14 protein-coding genes are annotated in these 13,164 nt (G+C 59.8%); 1 reads left to right on the forward strand and 13 read right to left on the reverse strand.

Features of this window, described 5'->3' with window-relative positions:
- Positions 1-249: 249 nt before the first annotated feature.
- The gene (locus NGR_RS20660; RefSeq protein WP_012708412.1) at positions 250-1,008 is read right to left on the reverse strand and encodes a TylF/MycF/NovP-related O-methyltransferase; all 759 of its coding nucleotides are present in this window, start codon (positions 1,006-1,008) and stop codon (positions 250-252) included.
- Positions 1,009-1,400: 392 nt separating this feature from the next.
- On the opposite strand from NGR_RS20660, the gene NGR_RS20665 reads away from it, so the two are divergent.
- Positions 1,401-2,243, forward strand: coding sequence for a glycosyltransferase family 2 protein (locus NGR_RS20665; protein ID WP_012708413.1), 843 nt, complete (start codon positions 1,401-1,403; stop codon positions 2,241-2,243).
- A gap of 133 nt (positions 2,244-2,376) precedes the next feature.
- Here NGR_RS20665 and NGR_RS20670 read toward each other — a convergent pair whose 3' ends face one another.
- From NGR_RS20670 to NGR_RS20720, 12 genes are all read right to left on the reverse strand, one after another.
- Positions 2,377-2,871, reverse strand: a complete 495-nt coding sequence (locus NGR_RS20670) for a hypothetical protein (RefSeq protein ID WP_012708414.1) — start codon at positions 2,869-2,871, stop codon at positions 2,377-2,379.
- 2 nt (positions 2,872-2,873) lie between these two features.
- Complete coding sequence (locus NGR_RS20675) at positions 2,874-4,085, reverse strand: hypothetical protein (RefSeq protein ID WP_012708415.1); 1,212 nt, start codon at positions 4,083-4,085, stop codon at positions 2,874-2,876.
- 845 nt (positions 4,086-4,930) lie between these two features.
- A complete protein-coding gene (locus tag NGR_RS20680; RefSeq protein WP_012708417.1) occupies positions 4,931-5,752 on the reverse strand; it encodes a DUF6973 domain-containing protein in 822 nt (273 codons plus the stop codon).
- Between the two features lie 116 nt (positions 5,753-5,868).
- Positions 5,869-7,230 carry a tail fiber domain-containing protein gene (locus NGR_RS20685; RefSeq protein WP_012708418.1) on the reverse strand — a complete coding sequence of 454 codons (1,362 nt, stop codon included), beginning with the start codon at positions 7,228-7,230 and terminating at the stop codon, positions 5,869-5,871.
- Between the two features lie 7 nt (positions 7,231-7,237).
- The gene (locus tag NGR_RS20690; protein WP_012708419.1) at positions 7,238-7,684 is read right to left on the reverse strand and encodes a GNAT family N-acetyltransferase; all 447 of its coding nucleotides are present in this window, start codon (positions 7,682-7,684) and stop codon (positions 7,238-7,240) included.
- Positions 7,681-9,294 carry a hypothetical protein gene (locus NGR_RS20695; RefSeq protein WP_432654030.1) on the reverse strand — a complete coding sequence of 538 codons (1,614 nt, stop codon included), beginning with the start codon at positions 9,292-9,294 and terminating at the stop codon, positions 7,681-7,683. Before NGR_RS20695 ends, NGR_RS20690 begins: the two co-directional genes overlap by 4 nt.
- A complete protein-coding gene (locus NGR_RS20700) occupies positions 9,291-9,893 on the reverse strand; it encodes a hypothetical protein (RefSeq protein WP_012708421.1) in 603 nt (200 codons plus the stop codon). The genes NGR_RS20695 and NGR_RS20700 overlap by 4 nt, the downstream gene beginning before the upstream one ends.
- Positions 9,890-10,486, reverse strand: a complete 597-nt coding sequence (locus tag NGR_RS20705; protein ID WP_012708422.1) for a phage adaptor protein — start codon at positions 10,484-10,486, stop codon at positions 9,890-9,892. The genes NGR_RS20700 and NGR_RS20705 overlap by 4 nt, the downstream gene beginning before the upstream one ends.
- Complete coding sequence (locus NGR_RS20710; RefSeq protein WP_012708423.1) at positions 10,483-10,806, reverse strand: hypothetical protein; 324 nt, start codon at positions 10,804-10,806, stop codon at positions 10,483-10,485. Before NGR_RS20710 ends, NGR_RS20705 begins: the two co-directional genes overlap by 4 nt.
- Complete coding sequence (locus NGR_RS32405) at positions 10,803-10,979, reverse strand: hypothetical protein (protein WP_165447156.1); 177 nt, start codon at positions 10,977-10,979, stop codon at positions 10,803-10,805. The genes NGR_RS20710 and NGR_RS32405 overlap by 4 nt, the downstream gene beginning before the upstream one ends.
- 64 nt (positions 10,980-11,043) lie before the next feature.
- Positions 11,044-12,039, reverse strand: coding sequence for a DUF5309 domain-containing protein (locus tag NGR_RS20715; protein ID WP_012708424.1), 996 nt, complete (start codon positions 12,037-12,039; stop codon positions 11,044-11,046).
- A gap of 158 nt (positions 12,040-12,197) precedes the next feature.
- On the reverse strand, positions 12,198-13,151 hold the full coding sequence (locus NGR_RS20720; protein ID WP_012708425.1) for a hypothetical protein: 954 nt from the start codon (positions 13,149-13,151) through the stop codon (positions 12,198-12,200).
- Positions 13,152-13,164 lie beyond the last annotated feature (13 nt).

Below are 13,164 nucleotides of genomic sequence, written 5' to 3' on the forward strand. Positions count from 1 at the left end.
ACATTGATATTCTTCCGGGAAGTTCTCTTGAGAATATCGCCGCGGCGGATACTCATCGTAGTAACGTGGGCCTGCTCGGCCGATATATATGTCGAAATCTTGGGAAAAGCTGCCTGCTGGCGCGGCAATCGAGGTCGCTACTGTTGCGGCTGCCAACAAGGGTTTAAACGATAACCCTGCCATCTGCATTCTCCTCGCTAAGCTAGACGATTCTGGAAGGCAAATGATGAACGACGGCAGAACGTTCCTTTACTGCTTCACCAGTAGTCCTTGGCCGGTCGGTATAGTCAATATTGATTGCCCATGGGCAGCAGCAAACTCATTCCACATCGCATTTTGCTGCTCGCACCCTCTGAAGGCATAGTCGTCAAGCACGATAGTCGCCCCGGTGACGACTTTATCCCAGACCCGCTCTATACATTCTTGCTCATATTTCGCGACATTGAGGTCGATTGAGAGATAGGCAATCTTTTCGATCGGCACGTCATGAAGGGTTGCCGGCAGAAGTCCCTTCACCAAAATTGCATTCTCAAACTTGGAGAAGTTTTGCTTTGCGATCTCATAAACATCGAAGTAGATGCCCGAGTTACGCTGCTTTGCCAGCATTGCCTCGTTGACAGTCATCTCGCCCTCGGGAATGCCTGCGAAGGTGTCGAAGAGCCAGAATTTCCGGTCAAGCACGGAAAAATTAAGATACTCACAAACGGTCATCGAAAGCAGGCCGGCGTTCACGCCGAATTCGACAAAATCGCCTTCGAGTCTGAGCGCTCGAAGCGCGGCAAAGCAACACGTGTGAGCCCGCCAACGGATGTCAGGGACGCGCTTGCGCTTTTGCCACGCCACTCGGTTACCCGCCTCAGCGAAGCGCCAAGCAGCGGCAAATCGCAGATCGCTCAGGAAATCCGTATTCTTGTTTATGACCTTGAAGCCGTCGGCCTTGTAACCGGGTAGAGAGTCCTCGCCTTCGGCAAGGAACCGAAGGCGCTTTTTGACTTCGCGGATACCCATTTCACACTCCGCTACTATATCCACGCTTACGCAAGAGCCATAGGGCGTGCAAGGCCTAAGATGAGAGGGCCTAGGCGTTCCGACTCGGAGTAGAGCCGGTTTGCGCCGTTAGTTTAGCCGCAATCGTGAGCCGCTTGCCAATGAACTCGATATCAGTCCTCGCTACGGGTTGGAGGAACGTACCAAGTCAACGTCATTCGGTGGCAAACAGCAATTGCGCCTCCGCGTGTAACCAACTCAGCGAGAACCATTACGAAGCCGAAATACGTTGGGCGACTCGCAACGCCGATGTCACTGCCAACGTCACTGTCCTGTTGCCCTTGGATGTGGCAGGTTGCGGGCCGTGGCAACATTCGATATGAGCAACAAGAATCCAATTTCGAGACAAATTAATGGCCAAATCGAAGGTCGTGGTCGTCTTTCCTGTTTACAACGGCGAAAGGACTCTCTTCAGCAGTCTACAGTGCATCGCCGATCAGACATTTCGAGATTTCGAAGCGATTGTTATCGACAATAAATCGACCGACGACACACTCGGAGTCGCTGAGCAGTTTTGTAGATCGGATCGTCGCTTCTCCATCGTGAGAAACGAACAGCATGTCAGTGCACCGGAGAACTTCGCTCGCGCTTTCCAACTCGGCGCAGCGCGTGGCGAATATTTCTGCCTTCGCGCATGCGACGACCATTCTTCTCTAGATTTTTTGGCGTGCTTGGTCGAGGCTCTTGACCGGGACCCCACCAAATTACTTGCGGCATGCTCTACAAAGGTGATCGAGCCGAACGGAAGTAGAATAAAATCTCCGGATAAAGCCACTCTTGACTTCACCCAATCATACGTTTCAGGGCGTGTGCCAAGAAACCTAACGTTCCCGGCAGAGTGGATTTACGGCCTGTTTAGGGCCAGCGCCAAAGACATGTTGATGGCACGCTGGTTCGAACTCGGCAATCCCTGGTGTCTCGCATCCTATATCGTGGCAGAGTTTGTCGTTCGTGACTCGGTCGCGTACGTGCAAGGACCAACATACGACTTTACTGAGGGCTCTGGATCGCAGAAACGTTATGGAGCAAAGAGTTTCCGTGAGAAGCTTGATCAGCGGCTAAGATATACATTTGGATGCTATAAGTTAGCAAGAAAACTTCCTCCGGTAAGAATTATCACAAGGTTAAAGTTCTTTAAGATGTGCTGGAATGATGCACGGCGGAAGACGCGTTACAAGCTTTTCTGGATTTTTTAAACCATGAAAAGCACTGCTAGCGAGTTCGTCTTCCCCAGCGGAGCGTCATTTGCCCTTCGCTAGGGAGGGACAACAAAACCACTGGTCGCGACTGGACCTGCACAGTATTTGCTACTAGCGAGCTGCAGAAGCGTTAAAGATCGAGCGCGGCAGTCCATACCGCGTCAATCTGCATCTCGGTTAAGCCGAGCGCCCATCCGATGACTGCTATCAAGGCGTGCAGTCGGTTGAACGAGGTGGCATATTCCCATTCGATCTGGACGCGGTCCCTTTCGGGGCCGACCGGCATGGCGTCAATCGCAGCCATCACTTGGGTCGGAGAAATTCCCGCATTGACGAGCCCCAGACGCAATTGTCGTGCTGAAATCGAGGGCATAAAGGAACGTATCTGTTCTACTGTCGGGGGCCTGTACGCCTGGACTGGGAATTTCGGATTGTCGGCGAGCCATTTGCGAATGGTAGGATTAAGGCCGAAGGTATCATCGGGTCTCGATAAATAGTCGCAATCGTAGGTTTGACCGCTTATATCAGTCAGGTTGATCGAGAGCTCGTAAACTTCCGACTCTGAAGTCGCGCTGATTGCATGGACCTCATTGAGCGCCATTCTCACTTGGGTGGAGCTAATCATGCTTATGCGGTCCTTTGGATGAGAAGCCAATCTGACGAAGTGACGATCCCTCGCACACGCCAAGTTCCCGAAAGCGCTGATCCGGCCCCGGAATAGCCGCTCTGAACGTAAGCGTTGGTGCTGTACAAACAAGGAATCACTGCAGCTTGTCGCGCGGGGTTGGAGCCGTTCTGCGCCATCGCAAGGACAGTCCCGATTGGGAAGCTTGTGTTAGTGGATGACGTGCCAGTATAAACCTCCGCTGCAACGAACCCCAACGCATGCGTATGGGTCGCCCCGCTAACTGAATTCGTGGTCGCGTTCGTAATGTCCGAGGGTGTCCCCAATGTCAGGGTGCGGCTTGCGGAAATTGCACCGCCACCGGTGAGGCCATTCCCGGCCATTACCTGGGTCGCATTGCTCGCAGGCGTATAGCCGTAGAGCGTGTTGATGTCGGCAGCTGCGAGGTTGCCCGAGTGCCAGATCGTATTGTGCGCGGCGACTGAGTTGTCATAGAATTTCAGCGCGTCAACACTGTTGACGTTCGACAGATACAGATAGTCACCCGTGTCGTCGTTCGCGACGCGGATGCCATCGCCATTCGCCGTGCCGTCCCGGTGCTGGATATAGCCCTTGCGGTCGCTAGCTTTCCAGAAAGCGATAAAGGGGTCGCCCGTTGCCGAGCCGAGAAGCGAGAAGGCTTCGCCGTCAGAGGTGACCCGAACTTGCGTGAATTGATCATATACGCCGGAAATGCGGGTATTGGGGACAGTGCCGGTCGTGAGGTTCGCGGCGTTGTTGGCACCGAGCGTTGCACGCGCTGTCGCGGCATCCGCATCGTCGAGCACTGTCTGCGCAAAAGCCGAAACCCCAAGCGTCGTAAGTGCGGCGCCGGCCGTTGTGTCATCCAGCAGCGTCCGCGCAAACGGTGTCAACGCCGTCGTCGCATAGACGTCCGCCGCGGCCGTGTAGATCATCTTGTCCGTACCCGTCGTAAGACCGGCAATCGAAGCGAGCGCCGCGCTGGCCCCCTGGGCGCCGAGCGCCGTGCGGGCCGCACTGGCGCTGGTGGCGCCGGTGCCGCCAGCCGTGATCGGCCGCGCCGCATTGGCGTCGGCCGTCAGGTCATCGATGAGCGCGTTATAGGGCACGCTCTGGATCGTCGTGTTCGGCACCCCCTTGGTACCGGCCGGTGGGGAATAGATTCCGCCTGTTCTTGGCAATGCAGCCTCCATGAAAAAAGCCTCCCGATGGGAGGCAGTCAGTGGGTGGAATGGTAGAATTTTCGGAGTTCGTGCAACTGCCTCCTCAATCGTCCTTCGGACAGGGGCTCTATGGAGGGCAAGTCAGCGACGAATATATGAAGGTGACGAGCCACGCAGATCGCCGGTATCGATTCCGCATTGCCGCCCGCGGGCGCTTTGCGCCAAGCAAACTTCACGCTTCCGATTGCAACTCGGAAACGCCGACGTAAATCCGGTTGAACAAATAATAAAACATGGGACGCAAAACAAATGTCGAAAGGAAAAAACTTGCATCATAAAATTGTGTTTCAGTATTTAAATAAAAATGGTCACCCACGCCCATTATGTACTCGCAATAACTATCATTATCACTCGACACGCAGAAACCCGCCTCAGCACCAGATTCGATGTAAACTGCGCTAAATTTATCACTTGTACTTAAATTGTAGTCATTCACACTTACGTCAGCCTTCGGCACGATATAAATAACCGTGTCGTACCCAGAGACTTTCGAAAATGCATAAACATGCAGCACTGCGTAGGACACTATTGTGAGATACGCGAGCGTGCAAAGCATCCTTATCATGCAGTCCCCCATTAATGCTGCCGCACCAAAATATGCCGCGGGTTTGCGACGGTGCGCCGTATGTCAACGGCGGGGACGCCGCCCTCAGGCGCCGGATCCGGGCCCGCTCCTGCGGGCCTTTTTCGCGGGTTGCAACCCAGAATCCCAACGATAGGGAACATCCGAACGGTTGCAATGGGTTTCTTGCTTCGGTTCGCGGAAGACGTTCGGAAGGCCGCGATCAAGTGTGCCCCGCGGCCTTGCGCAGCTATCAGCGTCGACGCAGCAGCCCCGCGTCCGTACCGGAATCGTGGCGTTTGAAATCGCGTGCCGCGCGCCTGCGTGTCATTTCAGTATCCACCGGCGCTGAAGGAACCTGCCTCACATCCGCAACCACTCTGCCGGCCCGCACGGCATCTGCGACACGTCCGAGAATCGTGTCATAGTCCGCGTCGGGGATTGCTGCACCGATGTCGCGTCCGATCCGATTGTTGTGAAGATCCATGTAATGCGACTTGTAGCTGGATGGAGCCATTCTCTCACGTCCGTCCCCCACAGCAGCCGCCATATCCGGGCTGCGCTGAGCCATGCGGGCGCTCCAGAGCGCGTGACGGATACCGTCGCGACAATCGCCCTGCGGTCTCTTTCTCGGGTCGTAGTCGATACCCGGCGCACAACCCTGTACATTTATCCGTCCACTTGCCGACTGGGCATTGAAGCCGTCGTAAAATGGAGTCGCTGGGTGGCCGTTCAGCCTGAAGTGCTCCCACACCGCTGCCCCCAAATCACCGGCGCCAGTTGGCGACCAGCCGAACTCGCGTTTAAGTCCCGCCAACTCGTCCGCCGTCAGCGAATTGCCGGAATTCGGATGGTTCCGAAGGCGAACCCATGGGTCTCCTGCCAATGCTTCGGCCGAAGCGCCTAAGATTTCGCCAGCTTTCGCGACTCGTTCGCCGAGTGAATTCGGCGGCGATGCCGACGATCTGACTATTGTTTGCAAGTTTGCATCAGGAACGGCAAAAGCCTGTTTCTCCGCGAGCGCAAGCGCGTCTGCGAAAGTCAGGCCATTCAACAGAGTTCTATAGTTTGGCATGGGATTACTCTTCCTATGAGGTCCGCCGCGCGATCCACGCGATTCATCAACCCGACGATTGACGGCCGCGGCGATCATTTCCGGCAGGCATTGATCTAGGTCGTGGTCTTGCGCCCCTACTTCCGCCCCCTGTGCCCCGCCGCGAAAAGCCTGCCGTAATCCACCCGGCGCATGCCGTCCGGCCCGCGGATCACCGCGTCGGGGCGGGTCCTCTCCACCTCCTGCGCCATCACGCCGATATGCTTCGGCCCGCCGGCCTGCTCACCCTTGTAGTCGAACTCGTAGAGATTGTGCGCCTTGAGCCTGCCGACCTTCTCGATGTTCTTCTTGGCGCGGCGATCGGATAGCGGAATCTTCTCGAACATCCCAAGGACGTTCCCGAGCAGATTGCCGCCCGACTGCTGCCGGGCGTTATAGGCCGCCATCTGGTTCTGGTAGTTCTGCTGCACCAGCCCGGCATAGTCGACCGGCTGGATCGACTGCCCCTGCGTCGGCACGAAGTTGGGGGTCGTCACCTGCGCGCCGGAAAGCAGCGCCGAGATCTCGTTGATCGGCTGGTTGCGCAACGCATATTGCTCGTTGAGATGGTTCGCTCGCGCGGTATTCTCGGCATTGATCTGCGCCTGTTGTGCGTTGAAGCTCTGATCTTTGAGCGCATTGTTGGCGGCCGTCGCCGACTGCCCGTTCTGGTGCATCTGCTGCTTGGCGTTGTTGCCGAAGTCGGCGTTCTGCAGCGCCTGGGCGTAGCCCTGCGCCTGTGCCGCATTCTCGAAGCTCGCCTTCTGGTTGGCGAGGTTGGCGAGGCGCGTCTGCTCCTGGCCGGCGTTAAGCACGGCGGCGATGCGGGCGTCGTTGGACGTCCGGTTCGCCTCGTCGATCGCCCGGTTATAGGCCTCCGATCCCGGCTGCAGGCCCTGGTTGGCAAGCCGCGTTTCCAGCGCCGCCCGGTCGCGTTCGAGCTGCGGGTTGAGCCGCGCCATCAGCGCATTCTCGTATTTCGAGGTGTCGAAATCCGTCTCGTAGCTGCGCGCAATGTTGCCGGCATTGCCGACCGAGGTTTGAAGCTCCGGCCCGGCGGAAAACTGCTGGTATTGCGGCAGCGTGAGCTTCGAATGGTCGCCTGCAGCCGGCGCCTTCGAAATGTCCATCGGCTTCCCGAGCAGATCGTTCAGCCGGCTCGATTGCGAAGTGGCGAGCGTCGCAAGATTGAGGCTCGCCTGGTCGTTCTGTTTCTTGATCTTGTCCTGCATCTCCGAGAGCGTCTGCGTCGCCGTCGCCACGGGCAGATCGTAGACGTTCCCGCTCAAGGGGTCGGTCCATTTCTGCTTCGTGTAGCTGTAGGTGAGGCTGCCGTCCGGCGTCACCTGGTTGACATTTCCCATGTATCCGTTTGCAACGGCCGTGCCGATGTTGGTAGCGGTCTGCGCGGCCGCCGTCGCCTTCGGATCCGGGGGCGTGGGCGCTTTTGATTTTCCCATGGAGCACCTATCGTTGGTTGACGGGATGGGCCCGCCAGTCGTTGTCGGTCAGAGTGAAGATGATTTCCGCTTCCTCCCGTCCGCGAAGGCGGGGGATGCGGTACCTTGTGAAGCCGAAACGCCGGGCGATCGAGACCATGCCGGCGTTCTCCTCCGAGACGCGCAGCACCGCCATCTGGCAGCCGATCTCGTCGAAGGGATAGCCGAACATGGCCTTCAGCACCGGCCGCGTCAGCCAGCCTTTGCTGGTGGCGGCGGCCGAAAGCTCGACGACGCCCGCTTCAGGCGAATAACTGTGGTAGACGACGCCGGCGACGAGCCTTCCCTCCGCCGTCACGCCCAGCGTGGTGAAGTCGGCAAAGCCGCGTCCGCAGCCGTCGATATGGGCGGCGACGAAGCCGGCGATCGCTTCGTTGGTCGCCGGGTCCCCCGCCCCGCCCCAGATGATGTTCAAGCACTCGCCTCCCCGGCCGCGACCTGCAGCGTCGCAAGATCGACCTCGATGTCGAGCTTCACCGCGCCGCCGGAGGTGATCACGCATCCGACCGCCAGCATGTCGCCGCTGGCGCGGACGTTCTGGCGAAAGTCGTAGCGCAGCGCTTGCGACACGCCGTCCCAGCGCGCCACGTCCCAAAGGCCTACGTCCCATTCCGGCGAGGCGATGTCGCCTTCCGTCACCCGGTCGAAGGGTGGCGTGGTCCTGTCGAAATCGGCGCGGGCGAAGAGCTGTACCTTGGGCCGGGTCTTGGCGCGCAAATACATATGCGCCATCGTCGCCGCCGTGCGCTGGCCGAATTGACCGGCCGGCGTGAACTGCGAGAGATAGCTGGCGGCAAAAGTCAGCCCGTCGTCGGTGCCGCCGGTGTCGCCCTGCCAGCAATAGCCATCGCGCGAACCGAAGAAGAGCCCGCCCTGCAGCGTCTCGAAGCAGCTGGCCCGCCAATTGCTGATCGTCGCCCAGCGCCCGCTGAGCACGTTCAACACAAAGGTCTTGTCGCTGACGACGCTGTTGTCCGGAAAGGCGACGAAGACTAGGTTCTGCTCAGCCCAGGGTTTGATTGTCCAGCCGGAGCCGGTGGCGTTCGCCGCCTGCCTCCAGTCGTCCTCGATCGGCCGCGAGATCGAAACCTGGCTCAGCGCCTGCCGATCGCGCTGGAACACCTGCGACATCGGCGTCAGCCCGTCCGAGGTCGCAATCAGCACGTCGCCGCCGACGCGGATCCAGGCGTTCTTTCCAAGCGGCTTGCCGATCTGGTAGACGCCCTTCAGCGCGAAATCGCTGGCGCTCGACGGGTCGGAGCCGGCATAGACGGCGATCTCCCCTTCCGTCGAGACGAAGACGCAGAGGTCGGAAAGGCCGTCGCCACTTTCCAACGACCAGGAAAAGCCGGTGATGAGCGAGCCGCCCTTCTTCATGACGCCGCCGAGCGGGAACACGGCAGCCGCGCCGCCGATCGCGTTCACCGGCAGGTAGTAAGCGTCGAGCGTCGCGTTCTTCAGGAAGAACTCGCGGTTCTTGAACAGCCAGCCGTAGTTGAGCTCAGCCATGGCCGTCGCATCTGGAAAAGTGATCGTCGGCGTCGTTGTCCAGGCAGTGCCGTCATAGATGCGGCGCGTGTCCGCGCCATTGAGGCAGACGAGAAAGGAACCGCCGGCGGTGGTGTGCTGGAAGGCGCACCAGTCGCCGCCGGCAAGGCCGCTCACCGCCGCGGCCGTCGTCGCCGGCGGGGCAGCCGGGGCTGTCATGTTGTAGATCGCGGTAGCCGTCGCCATGAACAGCTTTTCGTTGTTGCCAAACTTGTATTTGAAGGCGCTGCGGATGGCGCCGCCGTCGGCCGCGAGCCCGACCTTGCGTGAGCCGCCGCGGATCTTGCATCCGGCAAGCGTCGGCAGGAAGTTCGTAAGCACGGTGGCTGAGCCCGGTGCCTGCGAAGCCATGTCGGCGCTGGTGACCAGTCCACCTTTCGGCGCCGGAAAGATCACGGATTGAGAGGTCTGCGATCGGCCGATGCTCACCGATCCGCGGTTGGTCTGCGGCAGGTGGCCAGGGCGAACTCTCATCATGAGATCCCCCTGTCCGCATTGATCTCCTGCAGGAGATCCGCCTCGAACTCGGCGAGGTTGTCCTCGAAAGCCAGGCCCTTCTGCCGCTTCCAGCGCCAGATCAGCCCCTTCTTCAGCAACCGTTCCGGAAAGAGCGTCGTGTCGTCGTCGGCGCGAAAAGTATCGCGCTCCTCGTAAGGATCGCCGAGCACCCAGTTTCGCGAGAGGTAGTCGATCGTCGCGCCGGCGGAAGAAGCGGCCGGCGAGACGAGCATCTCACGGCCGCTTAGGTGGCAATAGGGTTCGGCGGACGCAACACCGACGATCACCGCCCATTGCGCGCCGTTGGTGATCGGCCGGAAGAAGCGGCCGTCCGCGGCCCGCACTGCGCCGCCCGGCACCAGCCGCTGATAGTCAGCAGGCAATATCTCAGGCGAAGCGGAGACGGCATGCGTCTTAAGCATCCGCTTCCAGTCGGCGCGCCGGGCGATCTCGGCGCCCGCCTCCTCGGCGAGCGCCACCATCGTCTGGGCGTTCGGATCGGTCGTGCCGTAGACACTGTCGAAGCGGTCGAGCGAAACGATGTCCGCGACGTCGTTGATCAGGGTCAGCAGCGTCATGGCGTCAGCCCTCCAATGACCGTTTCGGCGTTGCCCCAGCGCAGGCGCTCGTCGGCAAGCCCGAGCCCGGCCATTGCCTGGCGTTTCAGTGCCTCGGCCGCGCCCGCCTTGCCGGCGTCGCGCTCCCAGATGGCAATCTCCTCGACGAGCGCATACAGATAGACGTCCGGCGCCCTTTCGATCAGCCAGTTGCTTGGTGCGACGGCCGTCAGCGGCGGGATTTTCGCATAGTAGGTGAGGCGGATGTCCTCGGCTCCCTTCGGCCGCACCTGGATGGCACTGCCGACGATCGCATAGCCGATCGGCCCGCCCCCGGAAGTTGCGTGACGGCCCAGTTCCTGCAGCGGCAGCGCCCGGAGCACCCGGCCGTCGGCGGCAAGCACCTGCCGCGCCTCGAGAAAATCCGCCGACAGGCTGCCCTCGCCGTCGGTCAGCGGCACCGTTACCATCCTTTCCATGTCGGCAACGCGCATCACGCGGTTGAGCTTGAGCTCCGCGAGCGCAAGAAAACGCGGGAAGAGGTGGGTGACGTCGTCGCGGCCGGAATAGTCGCCGGCGTCGACGAGAAGCGACGCATAGTCGGATATGGTCATAGATGTCCCTCGAAGCTGCGCCAGGCGCGGTTGTCGCCGTCGTTGAGCCACCGCTTCACGTAGCGGTCGTCACCTTCGGAATGCGCCCGAACCAGGTTTTCGGAATGCGCCACATTGAGCGGGACCGAGGCGACCTTGGTCCATTCGCCAAAGGCGTTACCGGCGGTCGCATTGCGGCTGAATTCGTTCTGGCGGACGAGGTTTTCGACCGGATAGTCCGTCCGCCAATGGGTCCTGTTGCCATCCTCCATCACCCAGACGGAGCGGCCGGTCAGAAAATCATAGTCGAAGAGCTTCCATTCGCCGTCGCGTACAATCATCCTTCGTCACCTGGAAGAGGATCGTTGCGTTCGGCTTTTCCTTGCGCGATCAAAATCTTTGCCGCCTTGACTGGCAAATCGAGTACGGTGCCAGCTGGAATCCGTTCTTCTCCAATCGCCCAGGTATCATAGAGAAGCTTAACGGGTACCGTGGTCGTCTTTGTGTCTGTCATTCATTTCTCCGGAAACAGGGACCGACACGCAGTCGGCGTACTGAGCTGAAACTTCGAAGCTGGACTAGCTGGCGGAACTCAGTCCGAAGAGGTCAGCGGCAACGCCAAGGCCCCTTTCGTTGTGTACCTTCAGCGTCCCCTCACCGATGATGACCCCCTTGTCGGCATCGCCTGTCTTGGCCACGTCGCGGTCCTCCTGGATCTGGCGCAGCCACAGGAAGGAGAGCATGTCGGAGTCGATGAAGAAGGCGTTGCGGGCGACTCCACCATTCACCGCCTGCACCCGGTTCGGGTGGATCATCACCGTTCCGAAAGGGCCTTCGTAATAGTCCGCCGTCGCGACAATGGTGTTGCGTTCGCCTCCCTGCGACACCGCATAGCGGAACGGCGCGACGTTGCTGTCGGACATGAAGGTGACGAAAACTGATTTGACATAGGGAGAGACAGAGACGTGACGGAAGTTGGCACCGTTCTGGTAGCCCTGCTGCATCACGGTATCGAGGATGGCCTTGGTGAAGGGACGCTGCGTGCCGTCGGTCGGCGCCACAGTAAGACCGGTGCCAATGTTGAAGCCGCCATTCGCGCCACCGGCGCCCCTTGAAGCGTTGCTAACTATCCAGGTGCTGAGCGATCCGAATTCACGCGTACTGCCAGCGACGGTTGCGTTCGTGTCGACGATCGCGAACTCCACGTCCTTCCGAATTTCAACGCCCTTCTTTAGCTTCTGGTACTTGCGCTTCTGCACGTTACCGGCCTCCGCCGTCACCTCCTGGGTCGCGGAAATGATCCAGTCCTTGCGCATGATCTGGGTATAGTTGCCAAGCCGCTTCGGTGGGGTGATTGCGCCGAAGGCGTATTCCTCGCCTTCCTCGCGGACATTTGCGCCGGGCGCGGCCAGTTCGTCCGTCTCCCATTCGGGGTGATAGGTGGTGCACTTGCCCTTTTCGATCAGCGAATAGATCGGTGTGTCTTCCGGCGTGATGCGCGACACCACGTCGGAAAGCTCCTCGCGATTGCCGACGGCCTGCGTCGTCTGGAATGTATTGGTTAGAACTGCCATTTCCTGATCCTTCTATGATGAGACGCACCGGCCGCTCGGCCGAGAAGGCGCGGAAGCCGATGATTTTTGATGGGGTACCTTTGCCTTGGGTAGCCGTTCTCGAAGCCGCCTACCCTCCGTCACGCAAGGGGGCGCTGTCCGCCCAGGTCTTCCGGTCGCTATTCGAAATCGACCGCCATCGCGTCGCGGATCGACCCGCTTCTCGCGAGCCGCCGCATTGCCTCGCGACTTTCACGCTGCTGACGCTGTGCTTGGTTCTTCGCCTTCGTCCGCGGCGCCGCGGCCGGTGCCACGGCCACCTTTTGCAAGGCCTTTGCCCTCGCTCGCTTCGCAAGAAGCCCGAGCCTGGCATAGTGGGCAAGCTTGAAGAGCCGGTGGTCGACGACCTCGCGAATCTCCTCGTCGGTAAAGCCGAGTTCTCTCGCCGCCTCGAAAGCGTCTGCGAAGAAGGCTTGCCGCCCTTCATCCTGCCCGGTCTGCGGAAAGGCTTCGAGAAGCTTGGCGTTTTCTCCTACGAGCCTCTCTTCGCTCGCTGCGTCCTGAAGCGCCCCCGCAATGCCCGCCGGTTCTTCGCCGAGCGCCATTACCCGCAATAGCTGCTTCAGCCCCGCCTGGTGTAGCGCCCACTGTCGCTGATAGGTCTCCGGATCGTGGAGCCTCAGCTCCTCCGGCGGATCCGGGGGAATCTGGGCCGAGATCAGTTCCGCAACGGCATTGGCCGTAACCGCGACCCGGCTGCTCATGCTTTCGAGCATCCGCTCGCGGTTAGCGAGATTCTGAGTCTTATGCCGGTAGTCCCGGTCCCGCATGTAGCCGAGTTTCAGTTCCTCGAGCGAAATTTCTTCCCCGCTCTCCAGCGTGACGATCGTGTTCTCGACTTCATCTTTTGCCTCCTCCTCGTCAGCAAGGATTGGTTCGTCGCCTTCGCCGTCAGGATCGTCCTGCTCGTGAACGTCGTCTATGGTCTCGCGGTCCCGGCGTTCTTCGTCCTCATCTGGCAGTTTGGCCTCGTCCGGCTCCCGGAAGTCGAGCTTGTCGAAGCTTGCGGGCTCATGCGAGCCGACAACGGCTTTGCTCCCGCCGAAAGGCGGGTTGGCACTATCGTTCATCATGGAAAGACCTCTT

The organism is Sinorhizobium fredii NGR234, from assembly GCF_000018545.1.
Taxonomy (GTDB): domain Bacteria; phylum Pseudomonadota; class Alphaproteobacteria; order Rhizobiales; family Rhizobiaceae; genus Sinorhizobium; species Sinorhizobium fredii_A.

Excerpts from the sequence above, each read along its gene's own strand:
- NGR_RS20660 (WP_012708412.1), bottom strand. The coding sequence starts at position 1,008 with ATGGGTATCCGCGAAGTCAAAAAGCGCCTTCGGTTCCTTGCCGAAGGC.
- NGR_RS20665 (WP_012708413.1), top strand. The coding sequence starts at position 1,401 with ATGGCCAAATCGAAGGTCGTGGTCGTCTTTCCTGTTTACAACGGCGAA.
- NGR_RS20670 (WP_012708414.1), bottom strand. The coding sequence starts at position 2,871 with ATGATTAGCTCCACCCAAGTGAGAATGGCGCTCAATGAGGTCCATGCA.
- NGR_RS20675 (WP_012708415.1), bottom strand. The coding sequence starts at position 4,085 with ATGGAGGCTGCATTGCCAAGAACAGGCGGAATCTATTCCCCACCGGCC.
- NGR_RS20680 (WP_012708417.1), bottom strand. The coding sequence starts at position 5,752 with ATGCCAAACTATAGAACTCTGTTGAATGGCCTGACTTTCGCAGACGCG.
- NGR_RS20685 (WP_012708418.1), bottom strand. The coding sequence starts at position 7,230 with ATGGGAAAATCAAAAGCGCCCACGCCCCCGGATCCGAAGGCGACGGCG.
- NGR_RS20695 (WP_432654030.1), bottom strand. The coding sequence starts at position 9,294 with ATGATGAGAGTTCGCCCTGGCCACCTGCCGCAGACCAACCGCGGATCG.
- NGR_RS20700 (WP_012708421.1), bottom strand. The coding sequence starts at position 9,893 with ATGACGCTGCTGACCCTGATCAACGACGTCGCGGACATCGTTTCGCTC.
- NGR_RS20705 (WP_012708422.1), bottom strand. The coding sequence starts at position 10,486 with ATGACCATATCCGACTATGCGTCGCTTCTCGTCGACGCCGGCGACTAT.
- NGR_RS20710 (WP_012708423.1), bottom strand. The coding sequence starts at position 10,806 with ATGATTGTACGCGACGGCGAATGGAAGCTCTTCGACTATGATTTTCTG.
- NGR_RS32405 (WP_165447156.1), bottom strand. The coding sequence starts at position 10,979 with ATGACAGACACAAAGACGACCACGGTACCCGTTAAGCTTCTCTATGAT.
- NGR_RS20715 (WP_012708424.1), bottom strand. The coding sequence starts at position 12,039 with ATGGCAGTTCTAACCAATACATTCCAGACGACGCAGGCCGTCGGCAAT.
- NGR_RS20720 (WP_012708425.1), bottom strand. The coding sequence starts at position 13,151 with ATGATGAACGATAGTGCCAACCCGCCTTTCGGCGGGAGCAAAGCCGTT.